Source organism: Streptomyces sp. Je 1-369 (genome assembly GCF_026810505.1).
In the GTDB taxonomy this organism is placed as follows: domain Bacteria; phylum Actinomycetota; class Actinomycetes; order Streptomycetales; family Streptomycetaceae; genus Streptomyces.
Window position 1 is genome coordinate 1,657,239 of sequence record NZ_CP101750.1, and the last position, 16,685, is coordinate 1,673,923.

At 71.7% G+C, this 16,685-nt stretch carries 14 protein-coding genes and 2 tRNA genes; 4 read left to right on the plus strand and 12 right to left on the minus strand.

Annotated features, from left to right (window positions below):
- Window position 1: 1 nt before the first annotated feature.
- The 6 genes from NOO62_RS07545 to NOO62_RS07570 form a co-directional block, all read right to left on the minus strand.
- Window positions 2-3,190 carry a M20/M25/M40 family metallo-hydrolase gene (locus NOO62_RS07545; protein ID WP_268770131.1) on the minus strand — a complete coding sequence of 1,063 codons (3,189 nt, stop codon included), beginning with the start codon at window positions 3,188-3,190 and terminating at the stop codon, window positions 2-4.
- Between the two features lie 218 nt (window positions 3,191-3,408).
- A complete protein-coding gene (locus NOO62_RS07550) occupies window positions 3,409-4,830 on the minus strand; it encodes a helix-turn-helix domain-containing protein (RefSeq protein ID WP_268770132.1) in 1,422 nt (473 codons plus the stop codon).
- A gap of 144 nt (window positions 4,831-4,974) precedes the next feature.
- Complete coding sequence (locus NOO62_RS07555; RefSeq protein ID WP_268770133.1) at window positions 4,975-5,541, minus strand: HIT family protein; 567 nt, start codon at window positions 5,539-5,541, stop codon at window positions 4,975-4,977.
- 60 nt (window positions 5,542-5,601) lie between these two features.
- Window positions 5,602-7,581, minus strand: a complete 1,980-nt coding sequence (gene thrS, locus NOO62_RS07560; protein ID WP_268770134.1) for a threonine--tRNA ligase — start codon at window positions 7,579-7,581, stop codon at window positions 5,602-5,604.
- A 118-nt stretch (window positions 7,582-7,699) separates the two neighbouring features.
- Window positions 7,700-8,941 carry a hypothetical protein gene (locus tag NOO62_RS07565; RefSeq protein WP_268770135.1) on the minus strand — a complete coding sequence of 414 codons (1,242 nt, stop codon included), beginning with the start codon at window positions 8,939-8,941 and terminating at the stop codon, window positions 7,700-7,702.
- On the minus strand, window positions 8,941-9,507 hold the full coding sequence (locus tag NOO62_RS07570; protein WP_268770136.1) for a DUF4365 domain-containing protein: 567 nt from the start codon (window positions 9,505-9,507) through the stop codon (window positions 8,941-8,943). The genes NOO62_RS07565 and NOO62_RS07570 overlap by 1 nt, the downstream gene beginning before the upstream one ends.
- Window positions 9,508-9,675: 168 nt before the next feature.
- Here NOO62_RS07570 and NOO62_RS07575 point away from each other — a divergent pair, with 168 nt between their 5' ends.
- Window positions 9,676-10,401: a 3'-5' exonuclease gene (locus NOO62_RS07575; RefSeq protein WP_268770137.1), complete on the plus strand. Its 726-nt coding sequence runs from the start codon at window positions 9,676-9,678 to the stop codon at window positions 10,399-10,401.
- 78 nt (window positions 10,402-10,479) lie between these two features.
- Here NOO62_RS07575 and NOO62_RS07580 read toward each other — a convergent pair.
- Together NOO62_RS07580 and NOO62_RS07585 are read right to left on the minus strand one after the other, a co-directional pair.
- Window positions 10,480-10,551 (minus strand) — tRNA-Val (locus tag NOO62_RS07580).
- 50 nt (window positions 10,552-10,601) lie between these two features.
- Complete coding sequence (locus tag NOO62_RS07585) at window positions 10,602-11,048, minus strand: SRPBCC family protein (RefSeq protein WP_268770138.1); 447 nt, start codon at window positions 11,046-11,048, stop codon at window positions 10,602-10,604.
- A gap of 103 nt (window positions 11,049-11,151) precedes the next feature.
- Between NOO62_RS07585 and NOO62_RS07590 the strand changes: the two genes are divergently transcribed.
- Window positions 11,152-13,542 (plus strand): SCO7613 C-terminal domain-containing membrane protein, encoded by a 2,391-nt coding sequence (locus tag NOO62_RS07590; protein WP_268770139.1) that lies wholly within the window; start codon window positions 11,152-11,154, stop codon window positions 13,540-13,542.
- A gap of 103 nt (window positions 13,543-13,645) precedes the next feature.
- Here NOO62_RS07590 and NOO62_RS07595 read toward each other — a convergent pair.
- Window positions 13,646-13,717 (minus strand) — tRNA-Val (locus NOO62_RS07595).
- Between the two features lie 62 nt (window positions 13,718-13,779).
- Window positions 13,780-14,214, minus strand: coding sequence for a TIGR02611 family protein (locus NOO62_RS07600; protein ID WP_268770140.1), 435 nt, complete (start codon window positions 14,212-14,214; stop codon window positions 13,780-13,782).
- Window positions 14,215-14,405: 191 nt separating this feature from the next.
- On the opposite strand from NOO62_RS07600, the gene NOO62_RS07605 reads away from it, so the two are divergent.
- Both NOO62_RS07605 and NOO62_RS07610 read left to right on the plus strand, forming a co-directional pair.
- On the plus strand, window positions 14,406-14,819 hold the full coding sequence (locus NOO62_RS07605) for an SsgA family sporulation/cell division regulator (protein WP_003959770.1): 414 nt from the start codon (window positions 14,406-14,408) through the stop codon (window positions 14,817-14,819).
- 216 nt (window positions 14,820-15,035) lie between these two features.
- Window positions 15,036-15,605 carry a CGNR zinc finger domain-containing protein gene (locus tag NOO62_RS07610; RefSeq protein ID WP_268770141.1) on the plus strand — a complete coding sequence of 190 codons (570 nt, stop codon included), beginning with the start codon at window positions 15,036-15,038 and terminating at the stop codon, window positions 15,603-15,605.
- Here NOO62_RS07610 and NOO62_RS07615 read toward each other — a convergent pair.
- Both NOO62_RS07615 and NOO62_RS07620 read right to left on the minus strand, forming a co-directional pair.
- Window positions 15,602-15,877 (minus strand): hypothetical protein, encoded by a 276-nt coding sequence (locus NOO62_RS07615; RefSeq protein ID WP_268775975.1) that lies wholly within the window; start codon window positions 15,875-15,877, stop codon window positions 15,602-15,604. The two genes, NOO62_RS07610 and NOO62_RS07615, sit on opposite strands and share 4 nt — an antisense overlap.
- A gap of 217 nt (window positions 15,878-16,094) precedes the next feature.
- Entirely contained in the window at window positions 16,095-16,541 is a 447-nt protein-coding gene (locus NOO62_RS07620; protein ID WP_268770142.1) for a hypothetical protein, read from the minus strand.
- Window positions 16,542-16,685 lie beyond the last annotated feature (144 nt).

A 16,685-nucleotide genomic window follows, 5' to 3' on the forward strand; every position in this document is an offset into this window, starting at 1 on the left:
ATCAGATGGCCTGCCACAGGGCGGGGACGTTCGGCGGCTCCCAGCCCGGATAGGCGGTGTGGCCCTGGATGCAGCGGTAGCGGACGCCGTTGTAGGTGACCACGTCCCCGGCCGCGTAGGTGCCGCCCAGCCGCCAGCTGGTCTCACCGCCGCCCGGCACGGTCAGGGTGTAGGTCGTGGTGTGGCTGACCTGTCCCTCACCGGTGAAGGTGAGCGTGTACGTACCGGCGGCCGTGCCCGCCGCGACCTCGACGGTGGCCGTCGCGGACTCGCCCGAGAGCACCGATTCGGGGCTGATGGACACGCTCACTCCGGACGGGGCCCCGGATGCCGAGAGTCCCACCTTCTGCGCCTCCCCACTGGTCGTGGCGGTGGCGAGGGTGACCTTCGCGGAGGAGCCGGGCTCGACCGTGCCCGACGCCGGGTCGGCGGCGAGGGAGAAGTCGTCCACCGGGGCGGGCTTGTCGCCGACCGAGGTCTTCCAGAGTGCGTACGCGACGCCGTCCGAGCTGCGGTCGAGGGCGGTGGCGCTCACGTTGGCGGTGGTGTCACAGGCGGAGTGGTAGCACGGGTCGTACGAACGGCCCGCGGTGCCGCCCCACTTCGCGGCCTCGGCCGCGGACTTCGTGGCGGAGGCGCCGGTGGCGTAGCCGGAGGTCGGGATGCCGACGCGCTGGAAGGAGGCGTCGTCCGACCGGCCCTGGCCCTCGACGTTCTCCTGGGGTGCGAGGTTGAGGGAGGTCCAGTAGTCGCGCAGCGGGACCGACGCCGTGGAGTTCAGGTTGTTGACGAAGTACCCGGCGTTCGTCGAGCCCACCATGTCGAAGTTGTAGTACGCCTTGATCTTGGCGCGTTCCGCGGCCGGCAGCGACGAGGCGTAGTAGTCCGAGCCGTTGAGGCCCTGCTCCTCGTCGGTCCACCAGGCGAAGCGGACGCGGTTCTTCATGGCGGGGTTGTTCTGCGCCAGGGACAGCGCCGCCTCCAGGATCGCGGCGGATCCGGAGCCGTTGTCGTTGATGCCAGGCCCCGCCGACACGCCGTCCAGGTGCGCGCCGAACATGTAGACGCTGTCCGCGTCGCCCTGCGGCCACTCGGCGATCAGGTTGTTGCCCGCGCCCGCGGAGCAGCCGGAGGCGCAGCTCTGCTCGGTGACCTTGTATCCGGCGGCCTCCAGCTTGCCCTTCACGTACGCGAGGGAGGCGCGGTAGCCGGCGCCGGTGGCGCGGCGGTTGCCGCCGTTCTGCGTGGCGATGGTGTTGAACTGCGTGAGGTGCGCCCGGACCTTCTCCACGTCGATGTCCGGCGGGGGCGTCGGGTTGCCGCCGCCGCCCACGGTCAGCGTGTACTGGGCGGTGTGTGTCTTGGTGCCCGCGGTGCCGGTGACGGTGATCGGATAGGTGCCTGCGGTGGTGGAGCCCGCGGTGGTGATCTTCATGGTGGCGTTGGAGCCGGAGGTGACGGTCTTCGGGTCGAAGGTGACGTCCACGCCCGCCGGGGCGCCCGCGGCGGTCAGCGTGATCTGCTGGGCGCTGCCGGTGACGGTCGTGGTGTTGACCGTGCCGGTGGTCGATGCGCCGGGCTCGACCTTCCCCGAGGCCGGGCTGAGCCCGAGGGAGAAGTCGTTCTGCTGCCCGGTGCAGGTCGGGTCACCGCTCTGGGCCGGAATGCTGATGGCGTCCCAGGCCGCCTTGGTGGCGTTGAACAGGTCGCAGCTCGCGTCCAGGTTCTTCGCCGCGGTGAGCGTGGCGGTGCGGTAGCGCTTGTACGTCATGCCGCTGGTCTTGAGCAGCATGGCTCCGTAGAAGATCTTGCCGGCGTTCTTGACGCCCACGCCGGTCACCTGCTGGTTGTTGCAGGTGGGGCTCGATGGCTTGCCGCCACCGGGGTTGGAGCCCTCGGCGAGCAGGTAGAACCAGTGGTTCATGGGCCCGGCCGCCTTGTGCTCCTCGGTGCCCGGGATCGAGGCGGAGTAGCAGTTGGGGTCGTTGTTGACCCGGCTCGGGTCGTACATGTTGCGGATCGGGCCGCGCCCCTGGAGGTTGATCATCTCCCCGACGGTGTAGTCCGGGGTGTCGTAGGGGGCGGGCTGGTTGATGTACGCCTCGGTCAGGGCGCCCATGATGTCGCCGGTCGCCTCGCCCAGGCCGCTCTCGTGGTTGGCGCCGCCGGGCGTGTTGGAGTCGAGGCCGTGGCCGAACTCGTGGGCGACGACGTCCACTCCGGCGATCCACTCGTTGGCGCTGTTATGGCCGATGGTGACGGAGGAGCCGTCCCAGTAGGCGTTGAGCTGGTTGAGGCCCACGCTCACCGGCCAGCTGCCGCCGTTGCCGTTGTGTCCGTTGCGGCCGACCCACTCCTTGAGCATGTTCCACTGCTTCTGCGCGGCGAACATCACGTCGACGCAGCCGGTCTCCCGGCTCGTGGGGTTGCCGGTGCCCCAGTCGTCGGTCGCCTTGGTGAAGACGCTGCCCTGGTAGCTCGAGCACTGGAGACCGGGGCGTGTGGTGTCGCGCAGCACGTAGTTGCTGCCCGAGCGCGAGGTGTCGATGGTCAGCGGGTCGGGGCCGTTCCACTTGCTGTGGCCGCTGCCCGCGCGCACGTCGTCGTAGGTGTCGATGACCTTGCCGGTGAGCGCGTCGACGAAGACGTGCAGCCTGCTGGGGGCGCCCGCCTTCGTACGGCCGGTCAGCTCGGTCTCCCAGGCGAGCGCGGGCGCGTCCTTCTTGACCCGGACCACCAGGCGCTTGGAGTCGACCTTCTTGACGGTGGCGAGCTTCGTACGGCTCGTCCTGACCGCCTGCGCCGCCGGTACCTTCGCCTTGGTGGTGACCGAGATCGTCGCGTCGGTCGCGGCTCTGACGGACCGGACCTTCCCCTTGCCGTCGGCGAGGACCACCGCGTCGCCGCCCACCACCGGCAGCCCGCGGTAGGTGCGTTCGTACGCGACCGAGTAGAGGCCCTTGAGCCAGGGGGTGACCTGCTGCCGGTCGTACTGCTCCTCCGGCCCTCTGGCCAGCGAGTCGAGGCCGCTGCGCACCGCCTTGTCGGCGGCCGCGACGGCTTTCGCGAGGGGGTCCGGTCTGTCCGCGGTGGGTGCGGTCTGCGCCGCCGAGGCGAGGGACGCCGGTACCGTCACCCCCGCGAGTGCCAGGGCCAGGGTTATCCCGGCCGCTGCGGATCTTCTGAGCATCACGGCTCCTTGTGAGAGGTGTTGCGGCTCGTTCGAGCCAGGGGGAGCCCGTGCGTCAGGCTGTGCGGTCGTGCCCGCTGCTCCGCTTGCGACCTGGCGGTGACATGACACCCTCGTGGCTGGCGGAACCCTCACACCGGCCCGGTCCGCGGTCAATGGATTCCCGGCCTCCGGCACGCCCCGGCAAGAACTGGCAAGCGCGACGCGACCCCACCGCCTCACTCCGACGCGGCCCGCACCCGCTCCCGGTACTCCCGGACCTCCGGCAGATCACCCCAACGCCCCGCGAGCCGCCGGTGCAGCCCGCGCAGCTCGACGGCGACCGTCAACTCCCGCGCGCCCACCGCCTCTTGCAGGACAGGCCCCGCCAGGGTCACCGCCGCGACGGGGTCACCGGCACACGCCCAGCTGTCCGCGAGGCGCAGGGTGAGCAGCAGCCGTGTGGAGCGCATCACCGGCGGCAGCAGCGCGTACGACCGTGCGGTGGCCTCGACCGCCCGCCGGGCCACCGCCCGGTCCCCCGTCACCACCGCCAGGTCACGCAGCGCCCCACCGGCCGCCGACTCCACCCGCAGCACACCTTCCGCCCCCGTGAGCCAGGGCGCTTCGAGCCGGTCCCGGTCGTCGAGCCGGGCGAACCTGCGCCGCGCCATCGACAGATGCCGTCGGCACGCGGCGACGTCATGCCCCAGCGCGTACGCACGCGCCTGATACAGGTCGGCCAGCGTCATCATCCAGCGCCGCTTGACGTCCACCGCCCCGATGGCCTGCGCGTACACGAGCATCGACGCAGGGTCCCCGTCCAGCCGCACAAGAGTCGACATGTCGCTGAGGAGGGTCGCCCGGGCCTCGGCGTCCTGCGCGGCGTCCGCCCACCGCAGGCCGTGTCCGAACCAGGCCATGGCCACGCCGCTCTGCCCGCGCTCCATCCGCAGCCGCCCGGCGACCTGCGCGTACTGCGCGGCGAGCCGCAACTGCCCGTACGGCAGCCGTCCCCCGGCATTGGCCGCCTCGGCCCACCGCACCACCCCGCGCAGCAGCCGCTCCACGGTGCTCGCGCACGCGTCGGTGGCGTGGCCGAACGCCTCGCGGACCAGACAGGCAAGCGCGGCGGTCAGACCGTGCAGCAGCTCGGCCTCCGCGCCCGCCGTCTCGCCGACGCGGTCGTACGGTCCGGTCAGCCCGGCCAGCAGGTCCGTCACCGCCCCCCGGTCGGGCGTCGCGCAGCCCACCCTGCCGTGCAGCGGACAGGCAAGGCCCTCGGCGGGCAGCCGCGACGGCCAGGGCTGCGCGGTCAGGGAGGCCGTGTCACCGGGGGCGTCGGCCCCGGGGATCGGCGAGAACAGCGTGGGCGCCGCCGGAGGCAGGCCGGGCGCGCACGGAGGGGCGGGCGGTGAGGCGACGAGCGCGGCGAGCCCGCCCCCGGCCCCCAGGACGGCGTCGAGCCGGTTCACCAGGTCGAAGGGCGGTTCCCGCAGCCCGCCCTCGAGCCTGCTGATGAAGCTGTGGTGGTAGCCCACCCTCCTGCCGAGCTGCAGCTGGGTGAGCCCGGCCCGCCTGCGGTGGAAACGCAGCAGCCGCCCGAACTCCGCCCACCCCGGCTCGACCGGGTCGGCCGCCCGTGACATGCCGACGGACATGACCCCTCCCTGACACAGGTGCTCCGTGAGGGCAGGGTGGCAGGAGAGGTCGCCGCTCTTAACCCCCCAATGGAGCAGGGGGGTTGACGCTATGGACGATGCGGACGACAGGGACGGGGCGGATGAGGTACTACGGCACCGCCGCTAGCTCACCGGCGTGGGCCAGGCGTCCGCCAGCATCTTGCGGGTGTCGGCGAGCAGCTGCGGCAGCACCTTGGTGTGCCCGACGACCGGCATGAAGTTGGTGTCGCCGCCCCAGCGCGGAACGATGTGCTGGTGCAGGTGGGCCGCGATACCGGCACCCGCCACGGCTCCCTGGTTCATGCCGATGTTGAAGCCGTGCGCCCCGGACGCGGTGCGCAGCGCCTGCATCGCCTGCTTGGTGAGCTCGCCGAGCTCGGCCGTCTCGGGGGCGGTCAGGTCCGTGTAGTCGGCGACGTGCCGATAGGGCACGACCATCAGGTGGCCGCCGTTGTACGGGTACAGGTTGAGGACCGCGTACACGTGCTCGCCGCGCGCGATGACGAGCCCGTCCTCGTCGGACTTGGCCGGGATCGAGCAGAACGGACAGCCGTCGTCGGCCCCTGGGCCCGTGGGCTTGTTCTCGCCCTGGATGTACGCCATCCGGTGGGGCGTCCACAGGCGCTGGAACGCGTCCTGCGACCCGACTCCGATCTGCTGCTCCGGCTCACTCGTCATGGGGTGAAGCATATGACTTGGCCCCGGGGAGAGGTCCCCGGGGCCCGAGCTCAGCGCAGTGTCACCGTGGCGTCAGACCTGGACGCGGTCCTCGACCGCCTTCGCGATCTTGGCGATGGCCTCGTCGACGGGGATGCCGTTCTCCTGCGAGCCGTCGCGGTAGCGGAAGGACACGGAGTTGTTGCTCATGTCCTCGTCGCCCGCGATGACCATGAAGGGCACCTTGGCCTTCTGCTGGTTGCGGATCTTCTTCTGCATGCGGTCGGACGACGCGTCCACCTCGACCCGCAGCCCCTGCTCCTTCGCCTTCTCGGCGAACTCGCGGAGGTAGGGGATGTGCGCGTCGCCGATCGGGATGCCGACGGCCTGCACGGGCGCGAGCCAGGCGGGGAACGCACCGGCGTAGTGCTCGAGGAGCACCCCGAAGAACCGCTCGATGGAGCCGAACAGGGCACGGTGGATCATGACGGGCTGCTGGCGCGAGCCGTCCGCCGCCGTGTACTCCAGGTTGAACCGCTTGGGCTGGTTGAAGTCGACCTGAATGGTCGACATCTGCCAGGACCGCCCGATCGCGTCCTTCGCCTGCACCGAGATCTTCGGCCCGTAGTACGCGGCGCCGCCCGGGTCCGGCACCAGCGGCAGGTTCTGCTTCTCGGCGGCGAGCCGCAGCGCCTCCGTGGCCTCCGCCCAGTCCTCGTCCGTGCCGATGAACTTGTCGGAGTCGTCGCGGGTGGACAGCTCCAGCTCGAACTCGGTCAGGCCGTAGTCCCGCAGCAGGTCGAGCACGAAGGTCAGGAGCGTGTCGAGCTCCTGCGGCATCTGGTCCTTGGTGCAGTAGATGTGCGAGTCGTCCTGCGTGAAGCCGCGCGAGCGGGTCAGGCCGTGCACGACGCCCGACTTCTCGTACCGGTAGACGGTGCCGAACTCGAAGAGGCGCAGCGGCAGCTCACGGTAGGAACGCCCGCGCGACTTGAAGATCAGGTTGTGCATCGGGCAGTTCATCGCCTTGAGGCGGTAGTTCTGCTCGTCGAACTCGATGGGCGGGAACATGCCCTCCGCGTAGTGCGGCAGGTGACCCGAGATCTCGAAGAGCTTCTCCTTCGAGATGTGCGGGGTGTTCACGAACTCGTACCCGGAGACCTCGTGGCGGCGCCGCGAGTAGTCCTCCATGACCTTGCGGATCACACCGCCCTTGGGGTGGAAGACCGCGAGGCCCGGGCCGAGCTCCTCGGGGAAGGAGAAGAGGTCGAGCTCGGAGCCGAGCTTGCGGTGGTCGCGCTTCTCGGCCTCGGCGAGGAACTCCAGGTGCGCCTTCAGCTCGTCCTTCGACGGCCATGCGGTGCCGTAGATGCGCTGGAGCTGCGGGTTCTTCTCACTGCCTCGCCAGTAGGCGGCGGCGGAGCGCATCAGCTTGAACGCGGGGATGACGCGGGTGCTGGGCAGGTGCGGGCCCCGGCAGAGGTCCTTCCAGCACAGCTCGCCGGTCTTCGCGTCGAGGTTGTCGTAGATGGTCAGCTCGCCCGCGCCCACCTCGGCGTCGGCGCCGTCGGCGGCCTGGGCGGCGTTGCCCTTGAGGCCGATGAGCTCCAGCTTGTACGGCTCGTCGGCGAGCTCGACGCGGGCGTCGTCGTCGGTGGTGACGCGCCGCGAGAACCTCTGCCCGCGCTTCTGGATCTCCTGCATCTTCTTCTCGATGCGCTTGAGGTCCTCGGGGGTGAAGGGCTCCTTGACGTCGAAGTCGTAGTAGAAGCCGTCCCGGATGGGCGGGCCGATGCCGAGCTTGGCGTCGGGGAAGAGCTCCTGCACGGCCTGCGCCATGACGTGCGCGGTCGAGTGGCGCAGGATGTTCAGGCCGTCCTCGGAGGAGATCTCGACGGGCTCGACCTCCTCGCCGTCGCCCGGCACGTACGCGAGGTCCTTCAGCTCGCCGGCCACGCGCACGGCGACGATGGCGCGCTCACCGGGGAAGAGCTCGGCGGCCGTAGTGCCCGTCGTCACCACGCGCTCTTCCCGCTCGGAATCGCGTTGGATGATCACACGGACGTCTGACACCGGTCTCTCCTACCTGAAGGGGGGCGCGCCGCTCTCTGTCGCGCGTACGCAAGGGGAATCGTACCGAGCCGCGGGGCCCGCCCGCGAAACGGATCTCTCCGTACCCCCATCGACCCCTTCAGTCCGTGCTGCACGCCTCCTCGAAGAAGTCGAGGTTCTCCTGGAGCGACTTCATGAGCCGGTCGCGTTCCGCCTCGTCCACCTGCACGGGCACCACCCCGCTCGCCCCGGTGAGCCTGCGGAACCCGCCCCTGCTCTCCAGGCGCCCCTGCACGCGGATGGGCAGCCCGACCAGGTGGGCGTGGCCCGCGATGCGGTACGCCTCCTCGTCCAGGGTCATCCGCACGTGCGGGACGTCGGCGCCCGCGATCACCCGGATCCGCACGGTGCCGTCCTCGTGGGGCGCCGAGCGCCGCATCCGCACCACGGCTCCGGTGACCCGCACCGGCACCGACGGTTCGTCGCGGAGGTACCGGGCGCCCGCCTCGCGCAGCGCGGGCAGGTCGCCGGGCGAGAACTCGACGGGTTCGGCGTGGGCCGCGCACCCCTCGGGCACCCCGGCGCCGGGCGCCCACCGCACGGCGACGCGCGCCCCTTCGGTGCCGCGCACCATGGCGACGACGGCCTCGGTCAGCTCGTGGCTGACGCCCGCCTCGACCGCGCCGTCGAAGGCGTCCATGCCGCCGGTGGCGCGCTGGTAGTCGATGGCTTCGCGGGCCGCGCAGAGCGCCTGGTGGAGCCGGACTGCGAGGGGCCGACCGGTCAGGACGGGCACGAAGGCGGTGAGCTGCTGTCCGCCCGTGGCGGGGCCGACGAGCACGTTCTCCAGGGATGCGGCGGCGGGGCCGCGGTGCCGCGCGCCGTAGTAGCCCGCGCGGCCGCGTGCGGCGAGTGCGCCCGCGAGGAGCATCTGCCGAGCGGCGGAGCGCAGCTGTTCCTCCTCCGGCCAGGTCGCGGTGTCGGCTGGTCCCGTCCGCACGTCGCGCGACCAGTGGATCTCGTCGCTGGGCACGGCCAGCCCGACGAGTACTTCGCGGGCGGCGGGCGAGGCGCTGCGGGACAGCGCGACGAGCGCCTCCGCGACGAGGTCCTCGCAGTCCGGGAAGGCACGGCTCTCGGGGACGAGGAGGCTGGTGCCCGCGCCGCCGGGTCCTGGGGGTGTCCAGCGTGCGTAGCGGCCGGGGGCTCCGCCGCGGCGGAGCCAGCCGTGCCGGGCGAGGAGCGCGCCGAGGACGGAGGGGTCGATGTGGGAGGGTTCGGGCGGCTCGGTCCAGCCGCCCGCGGCCGGTGCGGGGTGCGGGCGGACGGGCGGCAGCGACGCGTCGTGGCCGGCCTCGTCGTGGTCGAAGGGGCGGTGCATCAGGGTTTCCCTCCCGTTCCGACGCGCGTCATGATCTCGCAGAGGGCGCGGTCGTCGAAGATCCGCGAGGTCGGGACGCGCACGGTGGTCCTGCGCCGGCCGGTCACGGGGTGCCCGGCGAGATTGGTCCAGTAGCAGCAGTGCCGCAGGTCGAGCCGGTCGTGACCGGCGCGCAGCCAGTCGTCCTGGGAGCGGGGCACGAGCATCACGACCAGGATCTTGTGGACCGAGACCGGGGTGCGGGCGAGCTTCTCCAGGTGCGGGTTGTCGAGCGTGAAGGAGAAGGCGGGCCCCGTCGGGTTCGGCGGTATCTGGTACGTGCACTTGAGCTGGACCTTGATGGTGACCTCGTCGTCGACCGTGTGCCCGGGGGCGCTGTGGCTGACGTGCCAGTCGATGCCGTTGTCCGGAAAGGGCTGGGAGAGCGAGCAGCCCGCGGCCGCCGCGACGGCGTGCAGATAGCCCACTTGAAGTGTCTCCATGCAGGCGGTGGTGGCGAGTGTGCCGCGCGGCGGTGCGATCCGCTCGGGCAGCAGCCCACCCTGGTCGGGCTGCGCGAGCGCCATGGTCAACGTGCCTTCCGAGCCGGGTGGTTCAGTGCCGGGACGGTGATTTCCAAAGCCCCTCTCCTCTGTTGTCTCCGGGCCGCGTACAGCGCAAACGGCCCGGGTATCACCAGCGTGGGCAGGGGACCGAACGTCATCTGCCGGGACTGAACGAGGAGTTGCGTCACCATGACGTGCTGGTACGAAGGCCCCTTGGCCGCATTCGACACGGAGACCACGGGCGTCGACGTCGAGACCGACCGGATCGTGTCGGCCTCGGTCGTCGTCCAGCAGGGCGCGGGAACCCGGCCGCGCATCACTCGCTGGCTGGTAAATCCGGGCGTACCCGTGCCCGCGGCCGCCACCGCGGTGCACGGACTGACGGAGGATCATCTGCAGCGCACGGGCCGCTGGCCCGCGCCGGTGATGGAGGAGATAGCGCGCGATCTGGCCGAGCAGGGAGCGGCGGGCAGGCCGATCGTGGTGATGAACGCGCCGTTCGATCTGACCATTCTGGACCGGGAGTTGCGCAGGCACCGCGCCTCGTCGCTGAGCCGCTACACGGAGGGCTCTTCGCTGTGCGTGATCGACCCGCGGGTCCTGGACAAGCAGCTGGACCGCTACCGCAAGGGGCGCCGGACGCTCACCGATCTGTGTGCGCACTACGAGGTGGAGCTGTCGGAGGCGCATGACGCGGCGGCGGACGCGCAGGCGGCCATGGATGTGGTGCGTGCGGTGGGACGGCGTTTCGCGGGGCGCCTCGAGCGACTCTCACCGGCCGAGCTGCACACGTTGCAGGCGGTCTGGCATGCGGCGCAGGCGCGCGGGCTGCAGGCGTGGTTCGCGAAGAGCGGCTCTCCGGAGACGGTGGACCCGGCGTGGCCGCTGCGTCCCGATCTTCCTGCGGCGGCCTGAGGGCGGGCACCGAGCGCCGACGCCCCGCGCGGGCAAGAAAAAACCGGTCCGTCTGCTGACGGACCGGCATTCTCCGGGTGGGCGATACTGGGTTCGAACCAGTGACCTCTTCGGTGTGAACGAAGCGCTCTCCCACTGAGCTAATCGCCCGGGAACGCACTGAACAATACAGGTCCCGGCGCCTTTCCTTCAAACCGCCTTCAGGCCGCTCGCAGACGGGCCGCGAGGCCGCGCTGTCCGGCGCGCATCATCAGGGCGTGGTTGAGCCGGAACAGCGGACGCCCGGGGACGGAGAGGCGTCGCATCAGGGCTTTGCGCACCTCGACCTCCTGATCGTAGCGGGCGCGGGTGCCGTCCGGGGTGGCCGTGAGCGTCCAGCGCGCCCAGCCGTCCAGGTCTCCGCTCATGGCGATCTCCAGGACCCCGGCCGCGGGGTCGTTGCGCCGCTCCCGTGCGGTGACGACCAGGTCGTACGGCAGGAAGGACCGGAAGCGGACGATGCCGCTGCGGTCGTCCAGCGGTGTCACCTCGCGCACCTGCGGCCACCACTGCGGATAGTCCTCGGCCTGTTCCAGCGCGGCGAAGACGCCGGTAGGCGCTCCGGGCAGTTCCCAGACGCTGCGGAAGCGGTAGTGGCACCAGTCCATGGGCGGCAGTCTGCCGCAAGGACCTGGACCCGTACCGGATCTGAGTACGTCCTGAGTACCCGCACCCATGCCGCGCGGTGTGCCGCGGACCACACTCCCTGACATGACGAATATTCCGCCCCCGGCCGAGGAGCTGCGCATCCTCGACTGGGAGCTGCGCCAACTGGAGGCGCGCAGAACGCAGTTGCTGCAGCGCCGGGCCTGGCTGCTCGGTGTCCTGCGCGCGGCGGGCCCGGCCGGGCCGCCCCCTCGTCCGGCCGGGCCGCCCGCCCCCGACGCCACGCCGCCGAGCGTGCAGAACGTCCTGCTCGCGCTGGGCGGGGTGCTCCTGACCTTCGCCGCGATCGCGTTCACGGTGGTGAGCTGGGGCCACTTGGGGATCGGTGGCCGCAGTGCGGTCCTGGGTGCGGTGACGCTGGCGGCGCTCGGTACGCCCGCGGTCCTGCTGCGGCGCTCGCTGCGCTCGACGGCGGAGGCGGTGGCGGGCCTCGGTCTGGCGCTGACCGTCCTCGACGCGTACGCGCTGCGCCACCTCGCGCTCCCGGACGTGAACGCCTTCGGGTACGCGGCCGCCACCTCCGCGGTCCTGGCCGCGCTCTGGGGCGGGTACGGGCTGCTGCTCCGGAAGTTGCGGCTGCCACTGCCGATCGCGGTCGTGGCGGCGCAGCTCCCCCTGGTCCTGTGGGCGGGCGCCGCGCACGCCGACGCGTACGTGATGACGGCCGCGCTGCTCGTGACGGCTGCCTTCGACACGGCGCTCGCCCTGTGGGCGGGGATCAGTTCGGTGCGGTCCGCCGCCACGGCCGGTGCCTGCGTGCTGGGTCTGTGGGGTGTGGCGAGCGCCGGGTGGCTCTCCGTGCAGGCGTCGGGTCCCGGCGGGGCGGCTCGCGCGGGCGTGCTGCTGCTGTTCGCCGCGGGGATCGCGCTGGCCGCCGCGCGGTGGGCGAAGGGCGCCGAGGTGGTGAGCGGTGCGGCCGGTGCCTGCGGTCTGCTCGTGGTGGCCGCGTCGGGCGGGGTGCTGCGGACCGTGCTGCCCGCGGAGTGGACGGTTCCCGCCTACCTGGCGTGCGGGCTGGCGCTGTTGGCCGTCGTGCGCACCTCGCTGCCCTGGACGCTGCGGCGCGGGATTCTCGCGGCGTCGGCCGTGGTGCAGGGGCTCGCGGCGCTGTGGGCGCTGCCGGTCGCGGCGGTCGCCCTGCTGGGACCGTTCGGCTGGGGGACGCGCGTCTGGTCGGGTGCGCACGGCGACGCCCGGGACGCGCTGCTGCTCGAACTCCCGCTGCCGCACCCGCTCCTGGCTCCGCTGGTGCTGGGAGCCGTCGCCGCCGTGCTCTCCGTGACGGCGGGGCCGCTGGGCGAGTCGGCGCGGCGGGCGGCACGGTTCGGGGCGCCGGTGCTGCTGTGGTCCGCGGTCGTGGCGCTGCCGGCCGCGCTCCGTCTGCCGTACGGGGCCGGGGTGGCGGCACAGCTCCTTGCGACCGCCGTCCTTCTCGCCGTGGCCGCGCGTACCGCGTCGGCCGTGCCCGCGCTGACCGCTTCGGCCCTCGCGGCGGTGTCCTCGGCGAGCGTCGCGTTCCTGTCGCTGGCGACCACGACGGCGACCCTCTCCACGCTCGGCGTGCTGACGGCGCTGCATCTCGCGGCCTGTGTGCGTCCGGCGCGGGCCGGATCGCCCACTCCCGGCGCCGCGGCGCTCGCCGCCTGCGCCTCCCTTGCCTCCGCCACGGCGCTGGTCTGCGCGTCGGGTGCCGCGTGGGGGCTGCGTCCCGAGCACATCGGGCTGCTCTCCCTGACGGTCCCGGCGCTCGCCGCCGCGGCCGCGGCCCGCCTCGGCACGCACCCCCTGACGCCGCCCGTGGAGATCATGGCGGCCGTCTCCGGAGCCGTCGCGGTCGTCCTCGCCGCGGGGGACGCCCCCGTCCTGTCGCTCGTCCTCGCGCTCTGCGGGGTCATCGCGTCCGGCACCGCGCTGCGGGCGGACCGCCGTTCCGTCGGGTACGCGGCCGGGGTGCTGTTCGTCCTGGCGAGCTGGGTGCGCCTCGCGTCGTGGGAGGTGTCGGCCCCGGAGGCGTACACCCTTCCGGTGACCGTCCCCGCACTGCTCATCGGCTTGCTGCGGCGGCGGCGCGACCCGGCGGCCTCCTCCTGGACGGCCTACGGTCCGGGCCTCGCGGTGACGCTGCTCCCGAGCCTCGCGGCCGCCTGGGGCGACGTGTACTGGCAGCGTCCGCTGCTGCTCGGCACGGCGGCCCTCGTCCTGACGCTGGTGGGTGCCCACTACCGGCTGCGCGCCCCGCTGGTGCTCGGCGGCACGGTCCTCGCGCTGGACGCGCTGCACGAACTGGCCCCGTACATCGTGCAGGTCGCGGACGCGCTGCCGCGCTGGCTGCCGCCCGCGCTCGCGGGTCTGCTGCTGCTCGCGGTCGGCGCCACGTACGAGCAACGGCTGCGCGACGCACGCCGGTTCCGGAATGTCCTGAACCGAATGCACTGATTACCGGCCGCCGCGGAACATGTGGACCCGTCAATTCCCTTAAAGGGCGCGGGAATACGAGAACGGCCCGGAGGCTCAATAGCCTCCGGGCCGTAATCCGGGGTGGGCGATACTGGGTTCGAACCAGTGACCTCTTCGGTGTGAACGAAGCGCTCTCCCACTGAGCTAATCGCCCCGGGCGCAGGAAGAACATTACCGCATGTCAGCGGGTGCTCCCGACCGCCCTTGAGCCGACGGTCACTCCTTGATCTTCCACGGCATCTCGATGCCGAACTTCCACACGTAGACGGCGACGAGCACCGCGACGATCACGAGGCCGATCGTGGTCAGGATGATGTTGCGGCGGCGCACCTTCGGGTCGAGTGCGCGCTGTGCCGCCTCGGTGACCTTGCGTTTCGTCCAGCGGAGCACCAGCTGGGCCCAGACGAACTCGGTCGCCCAGATCGCCATGCCGCCGAAGATCACCAGCCATCCGGGACCCGGCAGCGGCAGCATGATGATGCCCGCGACGACGACCGCGAGACCGACGATGAAGACGCCCACCTGCCAGCTCAGATGCAGCACCCGGCGGGACTGGACGTACTGCGGAGCCCGCGAGCCGAGCGGCGGGTCGGACTTGGCTCCGGCGGCCGGATCCGTGACCCCCGCCGAATCGTTACTCCCCGTATTCATGCGGCCAAACCCTACCGGACGGAAACCCATCACCGGAATGGGCGCATGGGCGGATGGGACAATCCGCCATACGGGGCGTCTAAAGACACGCAAATCCCTCAGAGGGGTTTACAACGGCACCGTAGGTGGCATGTCGATTTCGCCGACGTGCGAATCCCCGAGCGCACACTGAGCGAAAGGCCCTGGCGCTTATGAACACCACGGTCAGCTGCGAGCTGCACCTGCGCCTCGTTGTGTCGAGCGAGTCCTCACTGCCTGTTCCCGCAGGACTGCGGTATGACACGGCCGATCCCTATGCCGTGCACGCCACCTTCCACACCGGAGCCGAGGAAACCGTCGAGTGGGTCTTCGCCCGCGACCTCCTCGCCGAGGGCCTGCACCGGCCCACCGGTACCGGCGACGTCCGAGTCTGGCCGTCCCGGAGCCACGGTCAGGGCGTCGTCTGCATCGCCCTGAGCTCTCCGGAAGGTGAGGCTCTGCTCGAGGCCCCGGCGCGGGCCCTGGAATCCTTTCTCAAGCGAACGGACGCAGCCGTGCCACCCGGTACGGAACACCGCCACTTCGACCTCGACACGGAGCTCTCACACATCCTGGCCGAGAGCTAAGCGCCGCCCCGGCGCGTCGAGAACCGCCACGCCGTCCGACTCGGGGCGACGGCGCAAGCAGTCACGGCACAACGACACAAGGCGAACAGATGCAGACACCGGCGCCGTCGCCGCGGGCTTCCCGCGGCGACGGCGCCGGTGCGTCCCGTCGCGAAGCCGCTAGCATCGGCCAGCATCGGCGGGCACCGGCCCGACCCCCAGGCCAGGGAGCAAATCGTGCTGATCACCCACGACACCCGGTGTTCTCTCGACGCCGTGGTCGATCTGGTGAACACCGCACCGGAGACGAACGGCACGGACGGGCTCGCGAACGTGGCGGCGCTCGGTGATTTCGTACGGAGCCACGACGTGAGCGACGTCGGGGCGCTCTCGGAGGGCGACCTCGCCGACGTGCACCGCATCCGCGCCCGCTTCGGCGAGGTCTTCGCGCACCCCGAACCGCAGGCCGCCTCCACGATCCTCAACGACCTGATCGCGAGGGCGGGCACCACGCCGCGCCTCACCGACCACGACGGCTACGACTGGCACGTCCACTACTTCGCGCCCGGCGCGTCCGTCGCGGACCACCTGGCTGCCGACTGCGGGATGGCGCTGGCGTTCTTCGTGGTCGCGGGCGAGCAGGAACGGCTGCGGCGCTGTGAGGCCCCGGACTGCCGGCACGCCTTCGTCGACCTCTCGCGCAACCGTTCGCGGCGCTACTGCGACAGCCGCACCTGCGGCAACCGCCTGCACGTCGCCGCGTACCGCGCCCGCCGCAAGGAGGCCTCGGGCCAGAGCGTCCCCTAGAGCAGCAGCAGGTCGTGGAGCGTGGCCACCAGGATCAGGGTGCTGATCACCGCCAGAAAGATCATCAAGGGTGGCTGGGAGAGGGCGAAGAGGCACCCCTGCCGCTCCTCGTCACCGTGGGGCCGCTCCGCTTCGCCATCGATGGCGTGCCGCTCCGCTTCGCCGTCGGTGGCATGCCGCTCGGCGGCCGCAGGTCGTCGCTCATGGGCCGGTGCCGTTTGTCCGCCGTCGTCCGACGGGGTGGCATCGCCCTCTGTGGTGGTGTCAAGCATCTCGTCGTGATGATGACGCAGCCGCGGGCCTGCCGTTGACCAACACACCCGTTCGGGGCGGAAGTTCGCCGACTCCCGTGAACAGGGATAAGTCCAGCGCCCGGCACGTTCCACCCCTCACCCGGGGGTGATCCCTCCATGGGACCCGGCCGCCCCGTCCGTACCCGAACGAGGGAGCCGCGCAGTCCGCCCGGCGCGAGGCGGCGGCCCTCCCCCGTCAGATGCCGTGCTTCTTCAGGATGGCCTCGATGTCGCTGAAGTCCTCCGCGGGCGCGGCCGACTGCGGCTTGGCTGCGGGCCGGGCCGCGGGCTGCCGGGTGCTGCCGCCGAGCGAGGGCGCCGAGGCGGCCGGGGCCACGGCCTCGCGCCGGGCCGCCTTCGCGGCTTTGCGTTCCTTGCGGGTCCCGCCCGTGCGGCGCTCCACGGCCCGTGTGCCGAGGAACATGAGCCAGGCCACGCCGAGCACGCCGAAGCCGACCCACGCCTTGAGGCTGAACGCCGTGTCCGCCGCCCATCCCACGACTCCCGTCAGCACCAGGCCTATCGGCACCAGGGAGTACGCGGCGAGGCGGGCCGCGGAGAGGAAGCGCTTGCGGTAGGCCGTGACCGCGGCGATGCCGAGCCCGGCCGCGGATACGGCGGAACAGACGGTCTCGGCAATCATCCGGTCCTCCAGGCATGCAGGCGTACGTCGGGAAAAGACGCTGTCGTCCCTTCCATCCTGCACCGGGTGGGCGCCGCTGAGCCATGTCCGGAGCGGACCTCAGGGACATTTCCGGGTCATCTAGGGGTCGGGCCTCCTCCGCAG

Excerpts from the sequence above, each read along its gene's own strand:
- NOO62_RS07545 (WP_268770131.1), bottom strand. The coding sequence starts at position 3,190 with ATGCTCAGAAGATCCGCAGCGGCCGGGATAACCCTGGCCCTGGCACTC.
- NOO62_RS07550 (WP_268770132.1), bottom strand. The coding sequence starts at position 4,830 with ATGTCCGTCGGCATGTCACGGGCGGCCGACCCGGTCGAGCCGGGGTGG.
- NOO62_RS07555 (WP_268770133.1), bottom strand. The coding sequence starts at position 5,541 with ATGCTTCACCCCATGACGAGTGAGCCGGAGCAGCAGATCGGAGTCGGG.
- NOO62_RS07565 (WP_268770135.1), bottom strand. The coding sequence starts at position 8,941 with ATGCACCGCCCCTTCGACCACGACGAGGCCGGCCACGACGCGTCGCTG.
- NOO62_RS07570 (WP_268770136.1), bottom strand. The coding sequence starts at position 9,507 with ATGGCGCTCGCGCAGCCCGACCAGGGTGGGCTGCTGCCCGAGCGGATC.
- NOO62_RS07575 (WP_268770137.1), top strand. The coding sequence starts at position 9,676 with ATGACGTGCTGGTACGAAGGCCCCTTGGCCGCATTCGACACGGAGACC.
- NOO62_RS07585 (WP_268770138.1), bottom strand. The coding sequence starts at position 11,048 with ATGGACTGGTGCCACTACCGCTTCCGCAGCGTCTGGGAACTGCCCGGA.
- NOO62_RS07590 (WP_268770139.1), top strand. The coding sequence starts at position 11,152 with ATGACGAATATTCCGCCCCCGGCCGAGGAGCTGCGCATCCTCGACTGG.
- NOO62_RS07600 (WP_268770140.1), bottom strand. The coding sequence starts at position 14,214 with ATGAATACGGGGAGTAACGATTCGGCGGGGGTCACGGATCCGGCCGCC.
- NOO62_RS07605 (WP_003959770.1), top strand. The coding sequence starts at position 14,406 with ATGAACACCACGGTCAGCTGCGAGCTGCACCTGCGCCTCGTTGTGTCG.
- NOO62_RS07615 (WP_268775975.1), bottom strand. The coding sequence starts at position 15,877 with ATGCTTGACACCACCACAGAGGGCGATGCCACCCCGTCGGACGACGGC.
- NOO62_RS07620 (WP_268770142.1), bottom strand. The coding sequence starts at position 16,541 with ATGATTGCCGAGACCGTCTGTTCCGCCGTATCCGCGGCCGGGCTCGGC.